Here is a 23683-nt window from a genome sequence, read left to right as displayed (position 1 = left end):
TGGGTCCCCTAAATGGCAGACCTATTTTTGTCACCGAAGGTAAGGCGGCGATCATTATCGGATCGAGACCTTATTCGGGTTTGGTGTAATCGGCGTGCGGATATTAATGCCATTTATGCCGTCAGCTCCCGGCCGTCAGCTCCCGGCCGCGCGCTCCCTGAGCACGCGCCGCTGGTGCTCCAGCGCGACCAGCTCTCCGAACAACCGGTTGTACTCCTGCTGCTCGTCGACCGGGTTCGTCCGCTCCATCCTCGACTTGAGCCGCTCGATGGCCCGCGTCACCGAGACGAGTTCCAGGGCCGCCAGCATCGCCGAGGCGTAGCGCTCCTCGCTCGCCAGGTCGGCCCGCAGCTCCTCGACGGCGAACCGGGTGACGACCCCGCGCAGGGAGTCTTCGGCCCCGCGCAGCAGCAGGTCGACCCACTCGCGTCCGCCCTGCCCCGCCACGGCGGTGCCGCCGGAGTCGACGATCAGCCGGTAGAGGGCCGTGTGCTCGGCGAGCGTGAACGCCTCCGCCCCCAGCGCCTCGAAGCCGGGGCCGAGCAGCGCGGGACGCTGCACGGCCAGCCGCAGCACCTCCGCCTCGGTCCTGACGCCGGGGTCGGTGAGGTCGGCGACCTTGCGGGGTCCCGCGGGGCGCTGGGCGCGCGGCTGGGCCGCCGCGGAGACCTCGGTGATCCGGTCGAGGACGAACTGTTCGTTGTTGAAGCCCAGCCACCGGTCGAGGTCGACGGCGTACAGCCGGCGCAGGGACCTGTCCTTGATGCCGGCCACGATCGGGGCGGCGGCGTCGAGGGCGGAGAGCCGCCCCTCGTTGGTGCTCCCGTCGTAGCGCGAGATCACGCTGCGGATGGCGAAGGCGAACAGCGGCTCGCGCCCGGCGATCAGGTCGCGCACGGCCGCGTCGCCCTGCCTGACTCGCAGGTCGCAGGGGTCGAGGCCGTCGGCCTGCACGGCGACGAAGGTCTGGGTGACGAACTTCTGCTCGTCGGCGAAGGCGCGCAGGGCCGCCTTCTGGCCGGCCGCGTCACCGTCGAAAGTGAAGATCACCTCACCGCGCGACCCCGACTGGTCGAGCAGCAGCCGCCGGAGCACCTTGATGTGCTCCTCGCCGAACGCGGTGCCGCAGGTGGCCACCGCCGTCGGCACGCCCGACAGGTGACAGGCCATCACGTCGGTGTAGCCCTCGACGATCACGGCCTGGGAGCGCTTGGAGATCTCGCGCTTGGCCAGGTCGACCCCGTAGAGGACCTCGCTTTTCTTGTAGAGCGGGCTTTCCGGGGTGTTCAGGTATTTCGGCCCGTCTTCGGCATCGTTCAGTTTCCGTGCGCCGAAACCGATGACGTCTCCGGTTATGTCGCGGATGGGCCAGACCAGCCGTCCCCTGAAGCGGTCGATCGGGCCGCGCCGCCCCTCCTTCGCCAGCCCGCCCTTGATCAGCTCCGCGGTGGTGAAGCCCTTCGCCATCAGGTGCCGTGAGAGGGCCTCCCATTCGGCGGGGGCGTATCCGACGCCGAAACGCTCGGCGTCGACTCGCTCGAACCCGCGCTCCGACAGGAACCTGCGCCCGATCGCGGCATCGGGGGCCGAGAGCTTCGAGACGTAGAACTCGGCCGCCGCCCGGTGCGCCTCGATCAGGCGGATGCGCTCCCCCTGCTCGCGTCCGGGGACGTAGCCGCCCTGCTCGTAGCGGAGCTGGACGCCCGCCCGGTTGGCAAGCCGCTCGACCGCCTCGCCGAACGACAGGTGCTCCAGGCGCCGGACGAAGGTGATGACGTCACCGCCCTCGGCGCAACCGAAGCAGTACCAGTAACCCCGGGTGGGGGTCACGTTGAAGGACGGGCTCTTCTCCTCGTGAAAGGGACAGAGCCCCTTCAGGTTGCCGCCGCCGGCGTTGCGGAGCTGGATGTGCTCACCCACGATGTCGGCGATCGGCGAGCGCTCCCGTACGAGCGCGATGTCCTCATCACTGATCCGGCTTGCCACGCCGCGAGTCTAGTCCGGCCTCCCGACAGATCGGGGCGAGGAGCCGGGCCCGCTCCCGCTCCGATCTTCCGGCAGGCCAGGGGTACCACCGAGACGGGAGGGACAGGAGGAACGATGACTTTCCCGAATTGGTCCTGACCAACCAGGACGTCGGTTACAAAGGTAAAGGCGGATTCTCGATAATGTACGCGGGTGGAGATCATGCGATCGGGGCATATAGCGCGATTGGCCGCCGTGACCGGCGCGGCGCTCGTCACCGCGGCCTGTGCGCCGCCAGGCGGGGTGGCAGGTATCGGTACGGCGGCCCCGACCCCCGGAGCGGAGTCCGCGGCCGGGGCGCCGGCCTCGTCGGTCACCGCGACCATGCCCCAGGCGACTCCCACCTCCGCTCCTCCTCCCACGGCCGTCGACCGCCCCAAGGCCGACTCCCCGGTGCAGGTCCCGCCGCCGAAGGTTTCCGACCACACCTACGTCTTCCCGGTGAAGGGCTGCTCGGTCACCTACGAGAGCAGGCTGCTGGTTCTGCCCAAGACCACGATCTGGGCGGGCAAGGGCTGCTCGTTCGTCTCCCCGGTGAACGGCGTGGTCGACGAGGTCAACACCAAGAACCGGTGGAAACCCTCCACCGATCGCGGCGCCGACCGTGAGGGCCGGTTCGTCACGGTGATCGGCGACGACGGCGTCCGCTACCTCGGCGGCCACCTGGACAAGATCGCCCAGGAGGTGAGGCCGGGACTGCGCGTCAGAGCCGGTCAGGTCCTGGGCCAGGTCGGCAACTCGGGCAACGCCCGCTCGACCGCGAGCAACCTCTACTTCGCGATCTCCTGGAAGACCTCGTCCTCGATGTGGTGGGTACGCCGGGGCATGGTCAAGCCCTGGGACTACCTGGACGCCTGGCTGAAGGGCAATCCCACGCTCTCCCCCAGGGAGGAGATGCTCGCCGTGATGAACCAGACCGGGGCGGCTCCCCGCTGCTTCACCCTGTGCGCGTCGAAACCGCGGCCCACGCCGACGAAGAAGCCCGCCAAGAAGAGGTCGGAGCCGTCGCAGGAGCCGGTGCAGATCCCGTTGAACGGCGGCACCTGACGCCGGGAACGCGACAAGGCGGGCTCGCCCACCCACCGCGGCCGGCACCTGACCCGGCACCTGACAAAGGGCCGTCGTCCCCGTCGCCGGAAGGTGCGCGCCGGGAACGTCCAGGGCCCGGTCAGCGGCCGGCGAGGGCGCGGTGCCAGGCGACCGCGGAGGTGTCGGTGAGCGAGGCGATCTGGTCGACGACCACGCGAAGCCGTCCGGCGTCACCGGTGGCCCTGGTGAAGGCGGGCCTGAAGGCGGGCTCCAGGGTCCCCGGGGCGCCCAGCATGATGTGGTGGGCCAGGTCGTGGATCAGCTCGCGCTGCCTGACCTGGTTGGCGCTGTGCGCGTCGCTGCTCATCACGTAGTGGGCGGTGACCCCTTTGAGCAGCGCGCACTCCAGACGGGTGGCCCTGGGCACGATCAGGTCGGCGCTGTAGCGTCCGGCCGCCGGTCCGTACGCCTCGCGGGTGGCGACCTCGGCGGACCTGCAGAAGCGGCCGATGAGCGAGCTGGTGAGCCCCTTGATCGCGGCGAGGTCGGCGAACGAGCTGTCGAAGTGACGGGGCCAGAGCGGCTGGGTGATGAGACGGTGGAAGAGGTCCTCCAGCTCGCCTGGCTCGGCGTCGGGGGCGTACCACTCGCGGGTGGTCGCGCAGACCTCGCGGCGCTCCGCCGGATCGCGCATCGCCTCCAGCACCACGCCGCCGGAGTGAAGGGCGTCCTCCAGGTCGTGCACGGAGTAGGCGACGTCGTCGGCCCAGTCCATGATCTGCGCCTCGAAACTCACCCGCCCCTCCGGAGCACCCTCCCTGATCCACTCGAAGACCGGCATGTCGTCTTCGTAGGCGCAGTACTTGGCGCTTTTCTCGCGGGTCCACGGGTATTTGACGGCGGCGTCCAGGGAGGCCCTGGTGAGGTTGAGCCCGGCGCTGCGGCCATCCTCGGTGACGACCTTCGCCTCCAGCCGGGTCAGCAGGCGAAGGCTCTGCGCGTTGCCCTCGAAGCCGCCGCACCCGGCGGCGAGGTCGTTGAGCGCCGTCTCCCCGTTGTGGCCGAACGGCGGGTGGCCGAGGTCGTGGGCGAGGCACGCGGTCTCCACCAGGTCCGGGTCGCGGCCGAGGGTCTCCCCCATCTCACGGCCGATCTGCGCGCACTCCAGGGAGTGGGTAAGCCGGGTGCGGGGGATGTGCTGGCCGCTGCCGAAGGTCTCTCCCGGACCGACGACCTGGGTCTTGGCGGCCAGCCGCCGGAGCCCGGCGCTGTGCAGCACCCGCGCCCGATCGCGCTCGAACGGGCTTCTTTCCGGGTTGCCGGGTGGTTCCGGCACCCACCTGACCTGATCGTGCTCGTCATAACCATGCATAAGTGCACTGATTTTATCCGCGAAAGGCCCCTGCTATGCAGAACGGCGAGAAAACACCAGGTTATCGGGTATGCGCCGCCGTTCCCCGCCCGTTCGCACGCTCCTTCAGGAGCGCTCCCGAAGGAGCGCGACCCGCGTACCGGCACGCGGCCACCGTTCCCGCCCGCCGGGAGCGCGGGCGTGAGGTGTACCGGTCCCCGCGGCCGCCCCGGGTGAGGGTGGGACGGGCCGCGGGGACCGGCTCCGCGGAGAGTCGCCCCGGCGGCGCCGGAGGCGACTTCCCGCGAAGTCAGGGTGCCGACCGCGAGGGTCAGCGGGTGTCGGAGCCCTCGCACACCAGGGTGGCGCGGGCGGCCTCCAGGCGGGCGACCGGGATGCGGAACGGCGAGCAGGACACGTAGTCGAGACCGGCCTGGTGGCAGAAGTGGATCGAGTCCGGGTCGCCGCCGTGCTCGCCGCAGATGCCCAGCTTCAGGTCGGGACGGGTCGCGCGGCCCTGCTCGACGGCGATCTCCACGAGCCTGCCGACGCCGTCGCAGTCCAGGGTCTCGAACGGGGAGACCCCGAAGACGCCCAGCTCCAGATACTTGGAGAAGAAGGCCGCCTCGACGTCGTCCCGGGAGAAGCCCCAGGTCATCTGGGTCAGGTCGTTGGTGCCGAAGGAGAAGAACTCGGCGGCCTCGGCGATCTGCCCGGCGGTGAGCGCCGCGCGGGGCACCTCGATCATCGTGCCGATCAGCGCCTCGACCCCGGCCTCCGCGAGGATCCGCCGCGCCTCGTCCCTCACGTGCTCCAGCTCCTGAACGGCGGCCACCAGCGGGATCATGATCTCCGGGCGGCTGCCCGGCACGGCCTTGGCCGCCGCCGCGATCGCCCGGACCTGCATGGCGAACACGCCGGGGATGACCAGGCCGAGCCGCACGCCGCGCAGGCCCAGCATCGGGTTCTCCTCGTGGAGCCGCTTGAGCGCGGCGAGGAGCTTGCGGTCCTTCTCCTCCACCGCGTCACCGGCGAGGGCGACCCGCACCGACAGTTCGGTGTAGTCGGGCAGGAACTCGTGCAGCGGCGGGTCGATCAGGCGGATCGTGACGGGCATGCCCTCCATCGCCTGGAAGATCTCCGTGAAGTCCGCCCTCTGCAGCGGCTCCAGCGCGGCCAGCGCCCGCTCGCGCTCCTCGTCGGAGACGGCCAGCACCAGGTCCTCGACCAGGGCGCGACGGTCGCCGAGGAACATGTGCTCGGTGCGGCAGAGGCCGATGCCCTGGGCACCGAACCTGCGCGCTCTCGCGGAGTCCTCGCCGGTGTCGGCGTTGGCGCGTACGGCCATCCTGCGTACCTCGTCGGCGTGGGACATGATCCGGTGCACGGCGCGGACGAGCTCGTCGTCCTGGTCACCCGAGCCCTCGAAGTACTCCACGACCGGGGAGGGGACCACGGGCACCTCGCCGAGGTAGACGGCCCCGCTGGTGCCGTCAATGGAGATCACCTCTCCCTCGGAGACCACGAGGCCGGAGGCCGTGGTGAACGCGCGGTCCCTGGCGGAGACCTCCAGCTCCTCGGCGCCGCAGACGCAGGTCCTGCCCATGCCCCTCGCGACCACGGCGGCGTGCGAGGTCTTGCCCCCGCGGCTCGTCAGCACGCCCTGGGCGGCGATCATCCCGGCGAGGTCGTCGGGGTTGGTCTCGCGGCGGACCAGGATGACGGCCTCTCCGCGCCCGGCGAGCTCGACGGCCCTGGCCGTGGAGAAGACGGCCTTGCCGACCGCCGCGCCCGGCGAGGCGTTCATCCCCCTCGCGATCATCTTGGTGCCGGCGTCGTCGGCGAAGCGGGGGAACATGAGCTGGGCGAGCTGCTCGCCGGTCACGCGGGTCACGGCCTCGTCCAGGTCGATGACGCCCTGGTCGACGAGCTGGACGGCGATGCGGAACGCGGCGCCCGGGGTCCGCTTGCCCACGCGGGTCTGGAGCATCCACAGCTTGCCGCGCTCGACCGTGAACTCGATGTCGCACAGGTCGCGGTAGTGGTTCTCCAGCGTCTCCATCGTCCGCATGAGCTCGTCGTAGACGGGCTTGTCGAGGCTCTCCAGCTCCTGCAGCCGCATGGTGTTGCGGATGCCCGCGACCACGTCCTCGCCCTGGGCGTTCTGCAGGTAGTCGCCGTACACGCCCTGCTGGCCGCTGCCGGGGTCGCGGGTGAAGGCCACCCCGGTGCCCGAGTCCATGCCGCAGTTGCCGAAGACCATCGAGCAGACGCTGACCGCCGTTCCCAGGTCGGCGGGGATGCGTTCCTGGCGGCGGTACAGGACCGCGCGGGGGGCGTTCCACGACGCGAACACGGCCTCCACCGCCATGCGCATCTGCAGGTGGGGGTCGGCGGGGAAGTCCTCACCGGTCTTGGCGTAGACGATCTCCTTGTACGTCGCGACCAGGCGCCTGAAGTCGGCCGCCTCCAGCTCCAGGTCGTCGCGGCCGTCCTTGAGCTCTTCCAGGGCGCTGTCGAAGAGTTCGCCGTCGATGCCCTGGACGGTCTTGCCGAACATCTGGATGAGGCGCCGGTAGGAGTCCCAGGCGAAGCGCTCGTTGCCGCCCGCCTGCTTGACCAGTCCGTGAACCGAGTCGTCGTTGAGCCCGATGTTGAGAACGGTCTCCATCATGCCAGGCATGGAGAAGGCGGCCCCCGAACGCACGCTCACCAGGAGCGGGTCGTCGGCCTGGCCGAGGCGGCGGCCCATCGCGGCCTCCAGGGCGGCCAGGTGCGCGGAGACCTCCTCCTGCATCCCTTCGGGAAGGGTCCCGTTCGCGAGGAAGCTCCGGCACGCCTCGGTGGTGATGGTGAAGCCGGGGGGAACCGGCAGCCCGAGGTTGGTCATCTCGGCGAGGTTCGCTCCCTTACCGCCGAGTAGATCCCTGAGATCTTTGTTGCCCTCGGTGAAGTCGTAAACGTACTTCGGCACGGTTGCTCCTTCTGCGACTTCAGAACGATGTCTGGTTCCGCCTCCATCCGGACTCTACCGACGAACAAGGCAACGAAACGGCACCCACCATGTGAAACAGCATTATCGCAGCTCAGAGCACGTGCACCGGTCTAATCCAATTCAAATCACGGCCAAATACGTAAGGATATCGATCACTCGGAGAATTGGTTTATACCAATTGGTATAAACCAATTTTTCCGGCATTCAACCCCGTTCACGATCGGTTCAGCGACCCGTCAGGCCCACTTCCGCGAGAGGGTTCAGGTCGGGGACATCGCCTTCCGCGGGGCCCTCTCCCGACGGGAGCCACAGCACGAACACGCTCCCCTCGCCCAGCCGGGAGAACAGCCGCACGTGCCCGCCGTGCGACTCCACGATCTGGCGGACGATCGCCAGGCCCAGCCCGCTGTAAGGAGTTCAACGGCGGGGGCGATCACGTGCACCTCCTGGTGCACTACCTGCCCAAGGTGCAGCTGTCGAAGCTGGTCAGCAGCCTCAAGGGCGTCTCGGCCCGACTCCTGCGCAAGGAGTACGAGGCGCACGTCCGCCGATACCTGTGGGGCGGATGCTTCTGGTCTGGCTCCTGCTTCGCCGGGTCAGTGGGCGACGCACCGATCAGCGTCCTGCACCATTACATCGAACAGCAGAACCGTCCGGCTTAGAGCACGCTCGGGCCTTGGAAGCCCTCCCGCGCGGGCCTTCACCCCAGGCCTGAAGGCCGGAGCACTGGCCCGCATTTCGGTGGAGCACGGTGAGCCGGAAGCGGATCGTCTGCACGAAGGAGAACCTCACGTGTCCTCCCTCAGCCGGTAGCCCTTGCTGACCACGGTCTCGATCACGGCGTCGGCTCCGAGCTTGCGCCGCAGGTTTCCCACCGTCACCCGTACGGTGTTGGTGAACGGGTCGATGTGCTCGTCCCAGACATGTTCCAAGAGCTCCTCGGCGGAGACGACGTGCCCGGGACGGGTCATCAGATAGTGCAAGACGCCGAACTCCTTGGGGGTGAGTCCCAGCTCGCGTCCGGCCGAGTGAGCCTCCACCCGGGAGGTGTCCAGCCGCAGGGAGCCCACCTGCAGGATCGCCGTCCCGCCGCCGGGCTCCCCGCGCAGCAGCGCGCGGACCCGGGCCAGGAGTTCGGGGAAGGCGAACGGCTTGACCAGGTAGTCGTCGGCGCCCTCGCCCAGCCCCCTGCCCCGGTCGTCCAGCCGGTCCCGCGCGGTCACCATGATGATCCGCACGGCCTGGCCCTGGTCGGTGCCGCGCAGCGCCCTGCACACCTCAAAACCGTCCCCTCCGGGCAGGTTGAGGTCGAGAAGGACCAGGTCGTACGAGTTGACCTGGAGCTTCTCCCGCGCCTGGGCCACGTCGCAGGCGACGTCGACCGCGTATCCGGCCCGGACGAGCCCCACCCGCAGGGCGTCGACCAGATCTTCCTCATCTTCGACAACGAGCAGTCGCATGGTACGAACCTAGGTCGTGCGCGGCCGGAAACGCGGATGCCACCGCCATACCGCGCTTCTCTTCCCTCGCATTTCCTTCCTTCCGCTTTCGTCCACCTTTGCTCACCCCGTCACCCCCGGATGATCCGCTCGGCGACCGGTGCAGCATCAGGCCGCCTCTCCCTGCCCGGGGGCGATCCTGGGCATCGGGATCGCCATGACCACCCGGTCCACGATCCGGCGCGGGGGGACGTCGTCGGCCAGCGCGTCGAACGACGGCACCAGCCGATGCGCGATCACGTCGCCGGCCAGGCCCGCGACGTCCTCGGGCAGGACGTAGTCACGCCCGCGCAGCAGCGCCAGCGCGCGGGCCGCGGCCACCAGGCCGAGCGTCGCCCGAGGGCTCGCGCCGTAGGCCAGCAGCGGTGCGACGTCCGCCAGCCCGAACCGCGCTGGCTCCCGGGTCGCGTACACCAGCCGGACCGCGTACTCGGCGAGGGCGTGGTGGACGAAGACGTCGTCCACGGCCTTCTGGAGCTCAAGCAGCCGCTCTGAATCGAGCACCTACCGGGAGACCGGCCGGCCGATGCTCACCTGGCGCTCGGCCATCACCTCGAGCAACGCCCGTCCGAGCACGGTGCTCTCCGACGCCCTGTCCGCTCCGCCGTCCATACCGGACGGGATCTCCCTCACGTGCTCCGCGTACCCGGTCACGGGGCGGTCGCGGAGGTCGAGGCGGGGCAGTCGTCGACGAGCAGCCGCAACTCGACCGCGTCGTGTGTGGGCCGCGGGTCGGCGTGAGCGGCACTTCCCGTGAGCAGGAAGACGACCCCGGCGAGGGCCACGACCCCGGGAACGGCTTTCCAGGGTGATACGTGCGCCATCGTTCTCCCCTTCATTGAACGAACGATCACCCTGATGTCATCAAAAGGACCCGAAAACCGCCGTAAGCCCGCTTTTTATCTCGTCTTTCGCCCGGCTCACCCTGGGGGAAAGTTCTGCCGGGAGCCACCGGGGGCGGAGGCGAGCGGGGCGGAGGCGAGCGGGGCGGGGTCGGGCCGTTCGGAGACGAGTGGGAGGAGAAGGGCAGCCGGAGAGCCCTACCGGGAAGCCGCGCGGGGAAAACCGCCCCGCGTGGGAACGACAACGGCCGGCGACCCCGCGGTAGGGGTCGCCGGCCGTGACCGGTCGGGCAGGGCGGACCCTTAGTCGTTGAGGTGCTGACGGAGGTAGGAGTCGACCTGGTCGAGAGCCACGCGCTCCTGGGCCATCGAGTCGCGCTCGCGGATGGTCACCGCCTGGTCGTCGAGGGTGTCGAAGTCGACGGTGATACAGAACGGCGTGCCGATCTCGTCCTGGCGGCGGTAACGGCGGCCGATCGCGCCCGCGTCGTCGAACTCGACGTTCCACCGGCGGCGGAGCTGGGCCGCCAGGTCCTTGGCCTTGGGCGACAGGTCGGCGTTGCGTGACAGCGGAAGCACCGCGACCTTGACCGGCGCGAGCCGGTGGTCGAGGCGCATGACCGTGCGCTTCTCCATGACGCCCTTGGCGTTGGGCGCCTCGTCCTCGGTGTAGGCGTCGATCAGGAAGGTGAGCGTGGCGCGGTCGACACCGGCGGCCGGCTCGATCACGTACGGGACGTAGCGCTCACCGGTGTCCTGCTCGAAGAAGCTCAGGTCGGTGCCGGAGGCCTTGCTGTGCGCGGTCAGGTCGAAGTCGGTGCGGTTGGCGACGCCCTCGAGCTCACCCCACTCGGTGCCGGTGAAGTTGAAGCGATACTCGATGTCGACGGTCCGCTTGGAGTAGTGGGAGAGCTTCTCCTGCGGGTGCTCGTAGATGCGCAGGTTGTCCTTGTTGATACCCAGATCGGTGTACCAGCGGAAGCGCTCGTCGATCCAGTACTGGTGCCACTCCTCGTCGCTGCCCGGCTTGACGAAGAACTCCATCTCCATCTGCTCGAACTCGCGGGTGCGGAAGATGAAGTTGCCCGGGGTGATCTCGTTGCGGAACGACTTGCCGATCTGGCCGATGCCGAACGGGATCTTCCTGCGCGCCGACTGCTGCACGTTGAGGTAGTTGATGAAGATGCCCTGGGCGGTCTCGGGACGCAGGTAGGCGAGGCCCGACTCGTCCTCGACCGCGCCGAGGTAGGTCTTCAGCAGGCCGCTGAACTGCTTCGGCGAGGTGAAGGCGCCCTTGGTACCGCAGTTGGGGCAGGCGATGTCGGCCAGGCCGCCTGCCGGCTGCTTACCGTGCTTCTCGGTGTACGCCTCTTCGAGGTGGTCGGCCCGATAGCGCTTGTGACACGACTGGCACTCGGTCAACGGATCCGTGAAGGTCTCCACGTGACCACTGGCCTGCCACACCTCTCGGGCGAGGATCACCGAGGAGTCGAGGCCGACCACGTCGTCACGCCCCTGCACCACGGTCTTCCACCACTGCCGCTTCACGTTGTTCTTGAGCTCCACGCCCAGCGGACCGTAGTCCCACGACGCGCGCAGGCCGCCGTAGATCTCGCTGGAGGGATACACAAGACCACGTCGTTTGGCGAGGCTGACGATGGTGTCCATGATGTCGGTGCGGCGTGCCATAAGGGAAAATCTCCATCCGGCTGGAGGTCGGCGAGGAATTGATTGAGCCTCCAGCTTAGGGGAGACGGGCTAGCGGGACGTGCGGATAAACCACGCCGCCCGCTTCGAGGCGGCAAAGCCCCCCTGGACGCCGGGCGAAAGGTCAGGGACGCTCGACGTCCTCGAACGCGCTCGGCTCGTTGATCATGAGTGTCATCAGCGGATACATCGCCATCCGCGCCGCACCCAGCGCCCTGCGGTAGAAGCCCGCGCCCTCCCACTCGCTGACCAGCGCCCACAGCTCCGGCTCGTCCACCGACCTCGACACCCGGCCGCTCACGTAGCCCGGCTGCCCGGCCAGGGTGTCGACGATCTCGTGGGCCCGGAGCGTGAACTCCTCGGTCTGGCCAGGCGGCACCGAGTAGCGGATGAGAGCAAGCATCCGCCCAGCATGCCAGAGCCGGTCTCCGGCACGACGGACGCTTCCGGGGGCCGACACGACGAACGGCTCCGAAATCCGAGGTCCGGAGACGGTGGGCGGGTCCGGGGGCCGGGGCGGCCTCGCCGTACTTCCGGTGATCGGGTCCGGGGTCCCGGCATGGCGAGCGGGTCCGGGGTCCGGGCATGCCGGGCGGCTCCGAGGGTTGGGATCCGGGATCCGGGCATGTCGTGGCGGACGTGGTGGCGTTAGGCTCGGCTCGTGGCAGAAAAGCGTGAGGAACGCCCCGCACACCCGCTGGCACAGCCTCGCCCCAGGCAGGGCAGGCGCCCGCTGCCCCCGGGTGAGCAGTTCTTCACGCCGGGGGCGACCGGGCTACGACGGGAGGTCGAGCGGCACAGCGCGGCCCCGCTCGTCTTCCTGTTCCAGCTCCCCCGGTGGATCGTCCCCGTGGTCCTGGTGGCCCTTCTCCTGGCCGGTTTCGCGGTGCCGTCCTTCTGGGGCGGCCTCGCCGTGCTTCCGGTGATCGGGTTCGTCGGCTGGCTCGCCTACATGTCGTGGCCGTCCCTGGGGGCCGGGGGGCGTCTCCTGCGCGTCGCGCTGCTCACCTTCCTGATCCTGCTCGCCGCCGACCGCTTCGGCGTCTTCTGACACCGCCTTCGCTCTTCCAAGGCCCCTGCACGGTTTTCGCCCCCAAGGTCTTTTCAGAGGCTCCGGCAGAACGCGTTCAGGAGAGCCTGGCCGGCACCTCATCGAGATCGTCGCATCCCCAACACGCATCCTCCCCGGCCCGCCGCCCGATTACGGCCGGTCGACGTCCGGCATCGCCACCCGGGTCATCCGGTGCCGGACACGCGGGTCGCCAGGATCGGAAACGGGTTGGGCGACGGAGTCCTCCCCGCCGGCGGCGCCCTACTCGGCGACCGCGCCCCCGAAGCACGTATCGGCGCCCTCTGCGGACTCTTTGGCACTCGATTTTGACAATCGTTTTCATTTGCGCGCATACTAGATGGCATGATGTCCGAGTCCTCCCGACGTATCCGCATACGTAATGTCAGCCTGGCTGCCTCCGCCGCCCTCCTCGCCGCCACCGCCGCCTGCGGCACGGAAGCCGGTCCGGCCAGCGGCTCACCCGGGGGGGCCTCAAGTGATTCCGCGGACGGGAAGCCCACCGTCACCGCGGCCATGTATCCCCTGCAGTGGCTCGCCGAGCGGGTGGGCGGCCCCGACGCGACCGTCACGGGCCTGACCAAACCCGGCGTCGAGCCGCACGACCTGGAGCTGTCCCCGGTGCAGGTGGGCGGGCTGGAGAAGACGGGACTCGTCGTCTACATCAAGGGGATCCAGCCCGCGGTGGACGAGGCCGTCGAACAGCACGCCGCCGACCGGGCCTTCGACGCGGCCACCGCGGTCACCCCCCTTCCCGCGGTCGCGGAGGAGGAACACCACGACGAGGAGGGACACGAGCACGGGGATGTCGACCACGACCCCCATCTCTGGCTCGACCCGGCCCGCTTCGCGACGGTCGCCACCAAGCTCGGCGAGAGACTGGCCGCCGCCGATCCCGCGCACGCGCAGGGCTACCGGGATCGCGCCGCCGCCACCGTCACCGAACTCACCGCCCTGGACCAGGAGCTGGCCAAGGGCCTGGCCACCTGTTCCTCGGACGCGATCGTCACCTCTCACGCCGCATTCAGCTATCTCGCCGACCGCTACAAGCTGCACCAGATCGGTATCAGCGGCCTCGATCCCGACGCCGAGCCCTCTCCCGCCCGCCTCGCCGAAGTGGCAAAAGTGGCCAAGCAGGAGAAAATAACTACGATTTTCACCGAAACCCTCGTCAGCCCGAAGGTCGCGGAGATTCTCGCCCAGGAGGTCGGTGCGAAGACCGCGGTCCTCGACCCGGTGGAAAGCCAGCCGTCGAACGGCGACTACCTGTCCGCCATGCGCCAGAACCTCTCCGTCCTCCAGGAAGCACTCAGCTGCTCGTAAAGGTCACACGTGACATCCAGCAAAACGGTCTTCACCATGAACGGCGGCCAGGTCAACCTGGACCGCCGTCCGGTGCTTCGCGGCATCGACCTGTCCGTCGAGCCCGGTGAGGCGGTGGCGGTGCTCGGTGCGAACGGATCGGGGAAGTCCACCCTCATCCGCGCCCTGCTCGGCCTCGTCCCCCTGTCCGGCGGCGAGACTTTCCTGTACGACAAAGCCCCCGCCCGGTTTCGCGATTGGTGGCGGATCGGCTACGTGCCCCAGCGGCTCTCGGTGGGCGGGGGCGTGCCGACCACGATCCGCGAGGTCGTCGCCTCCGGCAGGATCGCGAGGCAGCGACGCCTGCGTCCGACCGGTGCGGCCGACCGCGAGGCGACCGGCAGGGCCCTGGCGGCCGTCGGAATGGCACACCGCGCCTCCGACCCGGTGCAGGCGCTGTCCGGCGGGCAGCAGCAGCGGGTGCTGATCGCCCGTGCCCTCGCCGGGGAGCCCGACACCTTCGTCATGGACGAGCCCACCGCGGGTGTCGACGCCGAGAGCCAGCAGCTCCTCGCGGAGACCCTGTCCACGCTCGTCGACCAGGGCAAGACGGTCCTGCTGGTCGCGCACGAGCTGGGCCCGCTGGAACCCCTGATCACCCGCGCGGTGGTCCTCAGGGACGGGTACGTGTGCCACGACGGCCCGCCGCCTCGGGCGGTCGGCACGCACGCGCTGCCCGGCCACGACCACGTGCACCCGCACGGCGAGGAGGAGCCCGTGAGCCCGCTCGACTGGAGGCCGATCCCGTGATCGAGCTTCTGCGGTTCGACTTCATGCAGCGGGCACTGATCGCCGCTCTCCTGGTCGGCCTGGCCGCCCCCGCCATCGGCACGTTCATGGTGCAGCGCCGCCTCGCCCTGCTGGGTGACGGCATCGGGCACGTCGCGCTGACCGGTGTGGCCCTGGGCTTCCTGACGGGAACCGCCCCGGTGCTGACGGCCGTGGTGGTCTCGATACTGGGCGCCGTGGCGATCGAGCTGGTTCGCGCGCGCGGCAGGACCAGCGGGGACGTGGCGCTCGCGCTGCTGTTCTACGGCGGTATCGCCGGAGGCGTGCTGCTCATCTCACTGGCTCCCGGTGGCAGCAACGCCACGCTGATGTCCTACCTGTTCGGCTCGATCAGCAGCGTCACCGTCGAGGACGTGTGGGTGATCGGCCTGCTGGCGGTGGCGGTGCTCGGTGTGGTGACCGTCTTCGGGCGGGAGCTCTACGTGCTGTGCCAGGACGAGGAGGTGGCCAAGGCCGGCGGCCTGCCGGTCCGCTTCCTCAGCCTGCTGATCGCCGTGACCGCCGCGCTCACCGTGGTCATCGCCATGCGCGTCGTAGGATTGCTTCTGGTGAGCGCGTTGATGGTGGTGCCGGTGGCGACCAGTCAGCAGCTCACCCGGGGGTTCGTGAGCACGATGCTTCTCTCCATGCTGTTCGGAATGATCTCCACGGTCGGTGGCCTGACCTCCTCCTTCTACGTCGAGGTCCCGCCGGGCGCGATCATCGTCGTCGTCGCTCTCGTGGGGTTCGTCCTCGCCCTCGGGCTCGGTAGATTCGTACGTCGAAGCCGACCTCAGGAGTCCAGCCCATGAGCAACAGGCGTGATGCCGTCCACGCGATCCTCCGGCAGAGCGAGGGTTTCCGCAGCGCGCAGGACGTCTACGCGGAGATGCGCGCGGAAGGCGCAAAGATCGGACTGACCACCGTCTACCGGGCGCTCCAGGCGCTCTCCGACACCGGCCACGTCGACGTGCTGAGAACCGACGACGGCGAGTCGGTGTACCGGGCGTGCGCCAGCGGGGACCACCACCACCACCTGGTCTGCCGCAGGTGCGGCCGTACGGTGGAGGTGGCCGGGCCCGCGGTGGAGCGGTGGGCCGAGGCCATCGGCTCCGAGTACGGTTTCACCGAGATCACCCACACGGTGGAGGTCTTCGGGACCTGCGCCTCCTGCTCCACCGCCGCCAAACCGCTGCGCACGCCGAGCCGCGCCTGAGCGGACGTCCCGGGAGGCCGCGCGTGCGAGAAAAGCGATTCTTAACCTAGCGGACATATCATGCAATAGCAGGACATAGTTGCATACAAAGCCTTATAGTGCGGGGCACGCCACCGCGACGGCCGCGCACGAGAAGGCACCGGAGGTTCACCGGAGAGATACGCTTCCGACACGGCGAGCCGCCGTACGCGCCCTCACGCTGCAATCGCTTATACGGGAGTCAACATGCCATTCGGACATGACATGGTGCACTCACTCGCCACCGCGGTCGACCTGGTCAACACCTCCCCCTCCACCGGAGGCGAAGACACCCTGACCGACCTGCGGAAACTCGGTGACTTCGTGGCACGCTGGGAGGTCAGCGGGATCGGCGAGCTGAACACCGCCGACCTGGCCCAGGTGCGCGCGCTGCGCGAGTCCTTCCACAAGGTCTTCACCGCCCCCGACCAGCCCACCGCGGTCATCCGGCTGAACACCCTGCTGAGCGGGACCCGCATCACCCCGCGCCTGACCGAGCACGACGGCCACCCTCTGCACGTCCACTACTTCGCGCCGGACGCCTCGCTCCACGACCACCTCGCGGCCGACATCGGCGTCGCACTCGCCCACCTGCTCGTCGAGGACGAGTGGGAGCGCCTGCGCACCTGCTCGGCCCCCGACTGCGACCACGTCTTCGTGGACGAGTCACGCAACCGCTCGCGGGTCTACTGCGACAGCCGCACCTGCGGAAACCGGATGCACGTCGCCGCCTACCGCGCACGACGCCGGGCCTGACGGCCGGGGTGCCGGCCCCGCGAGGTCCGGGGCCCGGCCGGGCAGCCCCTGAGCCGGTCCGGCCGGTGCCGCCTCGTCCTGCGGCGCCGCCCTAGGCGTCCCGTGCGGGCGCGACCACGTTCGGCACCGCTCCCCCGTATCTCCTGTCGCGCTTGGCGTACGTCTCGCAGGCCTCCCACAGATCGCGGCGGTCGAAGTCGGGCCAGAGGCGGTTGAGGAAGACCATCTCGGCGTACGCCGTCTGCCAGATCAGGAAGTTGGAGATGCGCTGCTCCCCCGAGGACCGTACGAACAGATCGACGTCGGGAATCTGCGGCTCGTCCAGATAGCGGGCGAAGGTCTCCTCCTTCACCCGGCCCGGCTTGACCCGCCCGTCGGCGATGTCCTGCGCGAGACGCAGGGCGGCGTCCACGATCTCGGCCCGGCCTCCGTAGTTGACGCAGAACTGCAGGGTCAGCGTGGAGTTGTCCTTGGTCATCTCCTCGGCGTCGCGCAACTCCTGGATGACGCTCCTCCACAGCCGTCCGGGACGACCGGCCCAGCGGACCCGCACCCCCATCGCGTGGAGCTGGTCCCTGCGGCGGCGGATGACGTCGCGGTTGAAACCCATCAGGAAGCGGACCTCGTCGGGGGAGCGCTTCCAGTTCTCCGTGGAGAAGGCGTAGGCCGACAGGTAGGGGACGCCGAGCTCGATCGCGCCCTCGATCACGTCGAAGAGCGACGCCTCGCCCGCCTTGTGACCCTCGGTGCGGGGCAGGCCGCGCTGTTTGGCCCACCGTCCGTTGCCGTCCATCACGATCGCCACGTGCCGGGGCACGAGGTCGCGCGGGATCGGGGGCGGGGTGGCACCGGAGGGATGCGGGACGGGTGGGCGGACGTTCACGTGGCGTGCTCCCTTTCTACGTGTCGAAGAGAGCGTATGCCGTGTTCGAGGTGCCACTGGAGGTATGCGGCGACCAGGCCGCTGCACTCGGCGCGGTGCCGGGCGACGGAGGCGTCCGCGGTGGACCAGTCGCCCTTGAGCAGCGCCACCATCAGGGCGAGCGTCTCTCCCTCGGGCACCGCCGCTCCCGCGGGGCGGCAGGCACCGCACACGACGCCGCCCGCCACGATGGCGAAGGCCCGCACCGAGACGGCCTTGCACCGGGCGCAGGCCTCCAGGGCGGGGGCGTAACCGGCCACCGCGAGGGAGCGCAGGAAGTAGGCGTCCAGGACGAGCCTGGCCTCGTGATCACCTGAGCCGAGCGTGCGCAGACCACCGACGAGCAGCAGGAACTGGCGCAGCGCCGGCTCCTTCTCCCCCATGACCAGGCGGTCTGCGGTCTCCAGCATCGCGGTGCCCGCCGTGTAGCGCGGGTAGTCGGAGACGAGCGACTCGCCGTAGGGCCTGATGGTCTCGGCCTGGGTGATCATGTCGAGTGTGCGGCCGGTGTGGAGCTGGAGATCGACGTGGGTGAACGGTTCGAGCCGTCCGCCAAATCGTGATGTTGTCCGCCGGACCCCCTTGGCGACGCCCCGGATCTTGCCCATCCGGCGGGTCAGGACGGTGACGATACGGTCGGCCTCTCCCAGCTTGTGGGTGCGCAGCACGATGCCGTCGTCACGGTACAGACTCACCCGCACAGTGTAGTGGGACGGTCCACTTGGCAGAGGTGGAACCATGATCAAACGACACGGATAGATCACTGGTGCGTGTTGTTCACCTAAAACTCACTAAACTTTGGCCCCTGGCGAAATGCCGCCCCCGGTTACACCGCCTCACACCGTCTCCGCACGAAAGGGTGCCATGCCCCGCGTGGTCCTGCTGGGCTCATCGCCCGGCCCCGATGCCGCTCCCGGCCAGGTGACGCCCGCCGCGTTGCCCCTGCCCGCGCTTCCCGGCTGCCCCACGGTGATCGGCAAGCTGCACGGCCAGCTCGCCTCACTCGACTCCGAGCCGGTGACCATCGTCCGCTCGGGCGACGCCGCCGCCCACCGGGGCTTCCCCGGCAGCCTCGTCGAGACCTCCGACCTCGCCGGTGACCTGCGCGCCGTGGCCGACGCGGTCGAGGACGCCACCGAGAACCTGCTTCTCCTTCCGGCCAACTCGCTGATCCACGACGAGCTGATCTACCAGATCACCAAGTCGAAGCGCGGAGCCCTCGCGCTGATCGTCAAGGAGCCGCGCGAGGAGGACGAGAACGGCGACGTCATCGTGCCCGACGTCCCGATCGAGGAGGCGCTGCCGGAGATCGGCGAGCGGACGCTGGAGGGCCTGCCCGTCAGGGTGCGCGCCCGCAGGTCCCGGGTCATCTCGGTGGGCTCGGCCTTCCACGGGGTGACCAGGCCCAACTCGGTCCTGCTCGGCCCGCTGCACCTGCACCACAAGCACGCGCCCGTCCTCGCGGAGGCCGCCCGCGAGCTGGCCGAGATGGCCCACCTGCTGGGGCCCGAGGACGACCTGGTCCAGCTGCTGGTGCTGGGCCTGGTGCGCAAGGGCGTCTCCGTCGGCATCCGCGGCCGCCGGGACCTGTTCTTCCGCCGGGTGTCCACTCCCGAGCAGGCCGCGGAGGCGCTGGCCGAGATGTCCACGTACAACGAGGACAGGGCACGGCTGGACAACGCGGTGAAGGGCGCCGACGGCTTCTTCACCACGTACTTCGTCAGCACCTACTCCCGGTTCATCGCCCGATGGGCGGCGAGGCGGGGGCTCACCCCCAACCAGGTCACGTTGATCTCCATCGCGCTGGGCGTGGCGGCGGCGCTGTGCTTCGCCACCGGTGAGCGGGCCGGGATGGTCGCGGGCGGCGTGCTGATCTACTTCGCGTTCGTGTTCGACTGCGTGGACGGCCAGGTCGCACGATACGCCCGTAAGTTCGGCGTGCTCGGGGCGTGGCTGGACGCCACGTTCGACCGGTTCAAGGAATATGTGGTCTTCGCGGGCCTGGCGGTCGGCGCTGCGGTCTCCGGGGTGGGCGACGTCTGGACGCTCGCGCTGATCGCACTCGGCATACAGTCCATCAGGCACCTCCTCGACTTCTCCTACGGCGCGGCGAACCGGCGCAAGCCCCCGTCGCCGCTGCCCTCGGTCCCGCTCACGGTGAGCGCCGACACCGGGCTGCGCCAGGCGCTGGAGGAGCGCAAGAACGCGGTGACCGGCGGGATCCGCAGCCTGCTGAAGATGTGGGGCAGGGCCGGCAGATACCGCGCCGTGCACTGGGCCCGCAAGATGATCGTGTTCCCCATCGGCGAGCGCTTCGCCGCCATCGCGATCGTCAGCGCCCTGTTCGACGCCAGGATCACCTTCCTCACCCTGATCATCTGGGGCGGCATCGGCGCCGCCTACTCGCTCACCGGACGCCTGATGAGGTCTCTCGCATGATCACCCAGCCGCAGACCACCCCCGTTCCGGATCCATACGAGGAGCGGCTGCGCGTGCAGACCGCGCGGCTGCTCGCCTACCGCGACGACGGCCCGCTGGTGACGCTGCTCCGCGACAAGGTGGGGCCGGGACTGCCCCCGGTGCCCGCCGCGCTCGCCGCGCTGCTGGCGATCATCGCGATGGCGGTGACCGGGCTGCCGGCGGAGGGGCCGATCCTGCTCGTCCCGGCACTGGTCATGATCGTCCTGGTGCTGCCCACCGCGGCCCGCGACCACCTCGGCAAGCTCGACTGGCTCGCGCCGCCGCTGATCCGGGGGACCGAGTTCCTCACGATCATTCTCGTCGGCCTCGCGGTCGACGCGCCCAAGTGGCTGCTCTACGTGCTGATCTACGTGATCGGCTACCACACCTACGACACGGTGTACCGGACGCGGCAGAGCATCTGGCCCGCCCCCTGGGTGTTCAGGGCCGGGCTCGGCTGGGAGCTCCGGTTGCTGCTCGTCGGCGTCGGCGCCGCGCTGGGCGTGCTGACGTGGGTGCTGGCCGCGCTCACGCTCTACCTCGGCGTGTTGTTCGCGGTGGAGAGCGTGACGAGCTGGGTCGGCCTGGACAAGCAGACGGCGAACGCCGCGCAGGCGAGCGACGACCTGGAGACCTCCCCCGAGGAGGCCCAGGAGCAGGCCACCGGCGAGGCCGACCAGACCTGAGCGGCTCCGACCTGGTCCGACCGGACTTGATCAAGATTGATCAGGGCCGGCCGGGGCTTCACGAACGGCGAACGCCGCCGGACGGATCATCCGTCCGGCGGCGTTCGTGTCTCCGGGGAGCGGGCCACCGGCGCCCGTCGCGAGCCCGCGCCCGTCCGAAGCGGTATACAGGTCTGCGTGGAACTGGACAGGCTGGATCGCGACATCATCGGGGCGCTCGTCGAGGACGCCCGCGCCACGTACGCGGAGATCGGACAGCGGGTCGGCCTGTCGGCGTCGGCGGTGAAACGCCGGGTGGACCGGCTGCGCGAGACCGGCGCCATCACCGGGTTCACCGCCCGGGTGGAGCCCGCGGCGCTCGGTTGGACCACCGAGGCCTACGTGGAGTTGTTCTGCGCGGGCAAGACCTCGCCGTCGGAGATCGGGGTGGCCATCGGCCGCCATCCCGAGGTGGTCTCGGCGTGCACCATCACCGGTGAGGCCGACGCGCTGTTGCACATCAGGGCCACCGACGTGCGGCATGTGGAGAGGGTGATCGAGCGGATCGCCTCCGAGCCGTTCGTGGTGCGGACCAAGAGCTCCATCGTGCTCTCCCGGCTGATCGAGGCACCCCTCGTGACCTCGCGCAGCGAGCCCTTCATCGCCCCGCACAACGAATCGACGTTTCTGCCCTGAACCACGCGGGAAACCCGCGCCAGCGCGCAAAAGCAGGCTCTTGGCCTGCGAGAACGCGCTTCTTAGGCTGATGACGCCGCCATCGGGACCGTGATGGGCGGCTGTCACCACGACCTTTCACACGCGGGGGTTATCCATGACCAGGCACTACCTCATGTGTCGGCCCGACCACTTCGCGGTCGAGTACGCGATCAACCCGTGGATGCACCCCGAGGCCGGGGCCGACCGCGAGGTGGCGATCCGGCAGTGGGAGGCGCTCAAGAGCGCCTACGAGGAGCTCGGGCACCGCGTCAGCCTCATCGACCCGGTGGAGGGTTTGCCGGACATGGTCTTCGCCGCCAACGGCGCGCTGGTCGTGGACGGCCGTGTGTACGGCGCGCGGTTCACCCACCCGCAGCGCGCGGCCGAGGGGCCCGCGTACCTGCGCTGGTTCGTCGACAACGGCTACGAGCGGGTCCGCGAGGCGGCCTTCACCAACGAGGGCGAGGGGGACTTCCTCACGCTCGACCACCTGGTGCTGGCCGGGACCGGGTTCCGTACCGACATCACCGCGCACAAGGAGGCCCAGGAGTTCCTCGGCCGCCCGGTGGTGACGTTGCAGCTGGTGGACCCCCGGTTCTACCATCTGGACACCGCACTCTTCCCACTTAACGGACATAACGTGGCATACTTCCCGGAGGCTTTCTCTCCCGGAAGCCAGGAAGTGCTCCGCACCCTCTTCCCCGAGGCCGTCATCGCGAACGAGGACGACGCGGCCGTGCTGGGCCTCAACGCCGTCAGCGACGGCGTCAACGTGGTGATCAACACCGAGGCCTCCGACCTGCAGCTCGAACTCAAGCGTCGGGGTTTCGAGGTCATCGCGGTGGACCTGTCGGAGCTCCGCAAGGCGGGTGGCGGCCCCAAGTGCTGCACGTTGGAGATCCGGGGAGAGCGCGGGGCATGACAACCACAGACCAGACGTACCGGGTGGACCGGGCATATCGGGGAGGGGCGGATCATCGGATGACCGGCACCGACGACTTCATCGAGCTGAGCGAGCGCCGCAGCGCGCACAACTACCACCCCCTGCCCATCGTGATCCACGAGGCGCGGGGCGCCTGGGTCGTCGACGTGGAGGGCAGGCGGTTCCTCGACTGCCTGTCCGGCTACTCCTCCCTGAACTTCGGACACGGCAACCCGAAGATCATCGCAGCGGCGCAGGAGCAGCTGTCACGGCTCACCCTGACCAGCCGCGCCTTCTTCCACGACCAGTTCGCCTCCTTCGCCGCCGGGCTGGGCGACCTCACCGGCAAGGACATGGTCCTGCCGATGAACACCGGCGCCGAGGCCGTGGAGACCGCGATCAAGGTAGCCCGCAAGTGGGGCTACGAGGTCAAGGGCGTGGCCGCCGAGCAGGCGAACATCATCGTGATGGAGGACAACTTCCACGGCCGGACCACCACGATCGTCGGTTTCTCCACCGACCCCGACGCCCGGGGCGGCTTCGGCCCGTACACCCCCGGCTTCAGGATCGTGAAATACGGCTCCGTCGAGGCCATCCACGAGGCCGTCGACGCCAACACGGTCGCGGTGCTGCTTGAGCCCATCCAGGGCGAGGCCGGGGTGCTGGTACCGCCGGACGGCTACCTCACCCAGGTCCGCGAGCTGTGCACCGCGGAGAACATCCTGATGATCGCCGACGAGATCCAGTCGGGTCTCGGCCGTACCGGCGAGACCTTCGCCTGTGACCACGAGGGCGTCGTCCCCGACATCTACGTGCTGGGCAAGGCCCTGGGCGGCGGCGTCGTCCCGGTCTCGGCGATCACCGCGAACGAGGACGTGCTCGGTGTGATCAGGCCGGGACAGCACGGTTCCACCTTCGGCGGCAACCCGCTCGCCTGCGCGGTCGCGAACGCGGTCGTCGAGATGCTCGGCACCGGCGAGTACCAGGCGCGGGCCAGGGAACTCGGCGAGGTCATGCACGAGAGGCTGCGCGGGCTGATCGGCCACGGTGTGGTCACCGTGCGCGGGCGCGGCCTGTGGGCGGGGGTCGACATCGACCCGTCGCTGGCGAGCGGGCGTGAGGTCTCCAAGGCGCTCATGGCCCACGGTGTGCTGGCCAAGGACACCCACGGCTCGACCATCCGTCTCGCCCCGCCGATCGTCGTCTCCGAGGAGGACCTCCTCTGGGCGGTCGACCAGCTCGGCGCGGCCCTCGCCGAACTGGCGAAGTGAACCACTCCGGCCGAGCCCTCGCATGAAGGAGCCGGTGCGGCGGAAATGCGGGGAAGTGGGGGGGGTGGCGCCCCCGGCCCCGACCGGGG

24 protein-coding genes and 1 pseudogene are annotated in these 23683 nt (G+C 69.5%); 13 read left to right on the top strand and 12 right to left on the bottom strand.

Annotated elements, in window-relative coordinates:
- Nucleotides 1–135: 135 nt before the first annotated feature.
- Complete coding sequence (gene dnaG, locus ABZ664_RS01625; RefSeq protein WP_362501574.1) at nucleotides 136–1986, bottom strand: DNA primase; 1851 nt, start codon at nucleotides 1984–1986, stop codon at nucleotides 136–138.
- Nucleotides 1987–2187: 201 nt separating this feature from the next.
- Between dnaG and ABZ664_RS01620 the strand changes: the two genes are divergently transcribed.
- On the top strand, nucleotides 2188–3072 hold the full coding sequence (locus tag ABZ664_RS01620; RefSeq protein ID WP_362502225.1) for a peptidoglycan DD-metalloendopeptidase family protein: 885 nt from the start codon (nucleotides 2188–2190) through the stop codon (nucleotides 3070–3072).
- 121 nt (nucleotides 3073–3193) lie between these two features.
- Here ABZ664_RS01620 and ABZ664_RS01615 read toward each other — a convergent pair whose 3' ends face one another.
- The 3 genes from ABZ664_RS01615 to ABZ664_RS01605 all read right to left on the bottom strand — a co-directional run bounded on the left by ABZ664_RS01615 (nucleotide 3194) and on the right by ABZ664_RS01605 (nucleotide 7775).
- Entirely contained in the window at nucleotides 3194–4426 is a 1233-nt protein-coding gene (locus tag ABZ664_RS01615; protein WP_362501572.1) for a deoxyguanosinetriphosphate triphosphohydrolase, read from the bottom strand.
- Nucleotides 4427–4736: 310 nt separating this feature from the next.
- Complete coding sequence (gene ppdK, locus ABZ664_RS01610; protein WP_362501570.1) at nucleotides 4737–7379, bottom strand: pyruvate, phosphate dikinase; 2643 nt, start codon at nucleotides 7377–7379, stop codon at nucleotides 4737–4739.
- 246 nt (nucleotides 7380–7625) lie between these two features.
- The gene (locus tag ABZ664_RS01605; RefSeq protein WP_362501568.1) at nucleotides 7626–7775 is read right to left on the bottom strand and encodes a hypothetical protein; all 150 of its coding nucleotides are present in this window, start codon (nucleotides 7773–7775) and stop codon (nucleotides 7626–7628) included.
- Between the two features lie 38 nt (nucleotides 7776–7813).
- On the opposite strand from ABZ664_RS01605, the pseudogene tnpA reads away from it, so the two are divergent.
- Nucleotides 7814–8062: pseudogene (gene tnpA / locus ABZ664_RS01600) on the top strand (IS200/IS605 family transposase); the annotation flags it as partial.
- Nucleotides 8063–8188: 126 nt separating this feature from the next.
- Here the strand turns inward: tnpA and ABZ664_RS01595 are convergent.
- From ABZ664_RS01595 to ABZ664_RS01570, 6 genes are all read right to left on the bottom strand, one after another.
- Nucleotides 8189–8860: a response regulator transcription factor gene (locus ABZ664_RS01595; protein WP_362501566.1), complete on the bottom strand. Its 672-nt coding sequence runs from the start codon at nucleotides 8858–8860 to the stop codon at nucleotides 8189–8191.
- A 147-nt stretch (nucleotides 8861–9007) separates the two neighbouring features.
- Nucleotides 9008–9403 carry a hypothetical protein gene (locus tag ABZ664_RS01590; protein WP_362501564.1) on the bottom strand — a complete coding sequence of 132 codons (396 nt, stop codon included), beginning with the start codon at nucleotides 9401–9403 and terminating at the stop codon, nucleotides 9008–9010.
- Nucleotides 9404–9532 carry a hypothetical protein gene (locus ABZ664_RS01585; RefSeq protein ID WP_362501562.1) on the bottom strand — a complete coding sequence of 43 codons (129 nt, stop codon included), beginning with the start codon at nucleotides 9530–9532 and terminating at the stop codon, nucleotides 9404–9406.
- Nucleotides 9533–9549: 17 nt separating this feature from the next.
- Nucleotides 9550–9723, bottom strand: coding sequence for a hypothetical protein (locus ABZ664_RS01580; protein ID WP_362501560.1), 174 nt, complete (start codon nucleotides 9721–9723; stop codon nucleotides 9550–9552).
- 321 nt (nucleotides 9724–10044) lie between these two features.
- On the bottom strand, nucleotides 10045–11430 hold the full coding sequence (locus ABZ664_RS01575; protein WP_362501558.1) for a glycine--tRNA ligase: 1386 nt from the start codon (nucleotides 11428–11430) through the stop codon (nucleotides 10045–10047).
- Nucleotides 11431–11572: 142 nt separating this feature from the next.
- A complete protein-coding gene (locus ABZ664_RS01570; RefSeq protein WP_350944492.1) occupies nucleotides 11573–11851 on the bottom strand; it encodes an antibiotic biosynthesis monooxygenase family protein in 279 nt (92 codons plus the stop codon).
- Nucleotides 11852–12109: 258 nt separating this feature from the next.
- On the opposite strand from ABZ664_RS01570, the gene ABZ664_RS01565 reads away from it, so the two are divergent.
- The 6 genes from ABZ664_RS01565 to ABZ664_RS01540 all read left to right on the top strand — a co-directional run bounded on the left by ABZ664_RS01565 (nucleotide 12110) and on the right by ABZ664_RS01540 (nucleotide 16637).
- The gene (locus ABZ664_RS01565) at nucleotides 12110–12499 is read left to right on the top strand and encodes a DUF6703 family protein (protein WP_362501556.1); all 390 of its coding nucleotides are present in this window, start codon (nucleotides 12110–12112) and stop codon (nucleotides 12497–12499) included.
- A 534-nt stretch (nucleotides 12500–13033) separates the two neighbouring features.
- The gene (locus ABZ664_RS01560; RefSeq protein ID WP_362501554.1) at nucleotides 13034–13840 is read left to right on the top strand and encodes a metal ABC transporter substrate-binding protein; all 807 of its coding nucleotides are present in this window, start codon (nucleotides 13034–13036) and stop codon (nucleotides 13838–13840) included.
- A 36-nt stretch (nucleotides 13841–13876) separates the two neighbouring features.
- Complete coding sequence (locus ABZ664_RS01555) at nucleotides 13877–14629, top strand: metal ABC transporter ATP-binding protein (RefSeq protein WP_362502223.1); 753 nt, start codon at nucleotides 13877–13879, stop codon at nucleotides 14627–14629.
- Nucleotides 14626–15459 (top strand): metal ABC transporter permease, encoded by an 834-nt coding sequence (locus ABZ664_RS01550; protein WP_362501552.1) that lies wholly within the window; start codon nucleotides 14626–14628, stop codon nucleotides 15457–15459. The genes ABZ664_RS01555 and ABZ664_RS01550 overlap by 4 nt, the downstream gene beginning before the upstream one ends.
- Nucleotides 15456–15863 (top strand): transcriptional repressor, encoded by a 408-nt coding sequence (locus ABZ664_RS01545; RefSeq protein WP_362501550.1) that lies wholly within the window; start codon nucleotides 15456–15458, stop codon nucleotides 15861–15863. The genes ABZ664_RS01550 and ABZ664_RS01545 overlap by 4 nt, the downstream gene beginning before the upstream one ends.
- A 225-nt stretch (nucleotides 15864–16088) precedes the next feature.
- Nucleotides 16089–16637 carry a CGNR zinc finger domain-containing protein gene (locus tag ABZ664_RS01540; protein ID WP_362501548.1) on the top strand — a complete coding sequence of 183 codons (549 nt, stop codon included), beginning with the start codon at nucleotides 16089–16091 and terminating at the stop codon, nucleotides 16635–16637.
- Nucleotides 16638–16728: 91 nt separating this feature from the next.
- On the opposite strand, the gene ABZ664_RS01535 is transcribed toward ABZ664_RS01540, so the two are convergent.
- Both ABZ664_RS01535 and recO read right to left on the bottom strand, forming a co-directional pair.
- Nucleotides 16729–17520, bottom strand: a complete 792-nt coding sequence (locus ABZ664_RS01535; protein WP_362501546.1) for an isoprenyl transferase — start codon at nucleotides 17518–17520, stop codon at nucleotides 16729–16731.
- Nucleotides 17517–18254, bottom strand: coding sequence for a DNA repair protein RecO (recO, locus tag ABZ664_RS01530; protein ID WP_350944506.1), 738 nt, complete (start codon nucleotides 18252–18254; stop codon nucleotides 17517–17519). Before recO ends, ABZ664_RS01535 begins: the two co-directional genes overlap by 4 nt.
- Before the next feature lie 169 nt (nucleotides 18255–18423).
- On the opposite strand from recO, the gene ABZ664_RS01525 reads away from it, so the two are divergent.
- The 5 genes from ABZ664_RS01525 to rocD all read left to right on the top strand — a co-directional run bounded on the left by ABZ664_RS01525 (nucleotide 18424) and on the right by rocD (nucleotide 23594).
- Nucleotides 18424–19998, top strand: coding sequence for a CDP-alcohol phosphatidyltransferase family protein (locus ABZ664_RS01525; RefSeq protein ID WP_362501544.1), 1575 nt, complete (start codon nucleotides 18424–18426; stop codon nucleotides 19996–19998).
- Nucleotides 19995–20705 carry a DUF5941 domain-containing protein gene (locus ABZ664_RS01520; RefSeq protein WP_362501542.1) on the top strand — a complete coding sequence of 237 codons (711 nt, stop codon included), beginning with the start codon at nucleotides 19995–19997 and terminating at the stop codon, nucleotides 20703–20705. Before ABZ664_RS01525 ends, ABZ664_RS01520 begins: the two co-directional genes overlap by 4 nt.
- Before the next feature lie 177 nt (nucleotides 20706–20882).
- On the top strand, nucleotides 20883–21380 hold the full coding sequence (locus ABZ664_RS01515) for an Lrp/AsnC family transcriptional regulator (protein ID WP_362501540.1): 498 nt from the start codon (nucleotides 20883–20885) through the stop codon (nucleotides 21378–21380).
- Between the two features lie 136 nt (nucleotides 21381–21516).
- Nucleotides 21517–22323 (top strand): dimethylargininase, encoded by an 807-nt coding sequence (gene ddaH, locus ABZ664_RS01510; RefSeq protein ID WP_362501538.1) that lies wholly within the window; start codon nucleotides 21517–21519, stop codon nucleotides 22321–22323.
- 59 nt (nucleotides 22324–22382) lie between these two features.
- Nucleotides 22383–23594, top strand: a complete 1212-nt coding sequence (gene rocD / locus ABZ664_RS01505) for an ornithine--oxo-acid transaminase (RefSeq protein WP_362502221.1) — start codon at nucleotides 22383–22385, stop codon at nucleotides 23592–23594.
- Nucleotides 23595–23683 lie beyond the last annotated feature (89 nt).

This window comes from Streptosporangium sp. NPDC006930 (assembly GCF_040635605.1).
In the GTDB taxonomy this organism is placed as follows: Bacteria; Actinomycetota; Actinomycetes; order Streptosporangiales; family Streptosporangiaceae; genus Streptosporangium.
This window is presented reverse-complemented; position numbering and strand designations above follow the sequence as displayed.

Coding starts and splice junctions, on each gene's coding strand:
- ABZ664_RS01620 (WP_362502225.1), top strand. CDS start 2,188: ATGCGATCGGGGCATATAGCGCGATTGGCCGCCGTGACCGGCGCGGCG.
- ABZ664_RS01615 (WP_362501572.1), bottom strand. CDS start 4,426: ATGCATGGTTATGACGAGCACGATCAGGTCAGGTGGGTGCCGGAACCA.
- ABZ664_RS01595 (WP_362501566.1), bottom strand. CDS start 8,860: ATGCGACTGCTCGTTGTCGAAGATGAGGAAGATCTGGTCGACGCCCTG.
- ABZ664_RS01580 (WP_362501560.1), bottom strand. CDS start 9,723: ATGGCGCACGTATCACCCTGGAAAGCCGTTCCCGGGGTCGTGGCCCTC.
- ABZ664_RS01575 (WP_362501558.1), bottom strand. CDS start 11,430: ATGGCACGCCGCACCGACATCATGGACACCATCGTCAGCCTCGCCAAA.
- ABZ664_RS01570 (WP_350944492.1), bottom strand. CDS start 11,851: ATGCTTGCTCTCATCCGCTACTCGGTGCCGCCTGGCCAGACCGAGGAG.
- ABZ664_RS01560 (WP_362501554.1), top strand. CDS start 13,034: ATGTATCCCCTGCAGTGGCTCGCCGAGCGGGTGGGCGGCCCCGACGCG.
- ABZ664_RS01555 (WP_362502223.1), top strand. CDS start 13,877: ATGAACGGCGGCCAGGTCAACCTGGACCGCCGTCCGGTGCTTCGCGGC.
- ABZ664_RS01545 (WP_362501550.1), top strand. CDS start 15,456: ATGAGCAACAGGCGTGATGCCGTCCACGCGATCCTCCGGCAGAGCGAG.
- ABZ664_RS01540 (WP_362501548.1), top strand. CDS start 16,089: ATGCCATTCGGACATGACATGGTGCACTCACTCGCCACCGCGGTCGAC.
- ABZ664_RS01525 (WP_362501544.1), top strand. CDS start 18,424: ATGCCCCGCGTGGTCCTGCTGGGCTCATCGCCCGGCCCCGATGCCGCT.
- ABZ664_RS01520 (WP_362501542.1), top strand. CDS start 19,995: ATGATCACCCAGCCGCAGACCACCCCCGTTCCGGATCCATACGAGGAG.
- ddaH (WP_362501538.1), top strand. CDS start 21,517: ATGACCAGGCACTACCTCATGTGTCGGCCCGACCACTTCGCGGTCGAG.
- rocD (WP_362502221.1), top strand. CDS start 22,383: ATGACCGGCACCGACGACTTCATCGAGCTGAGCGAGCGCCGCAGCGCG.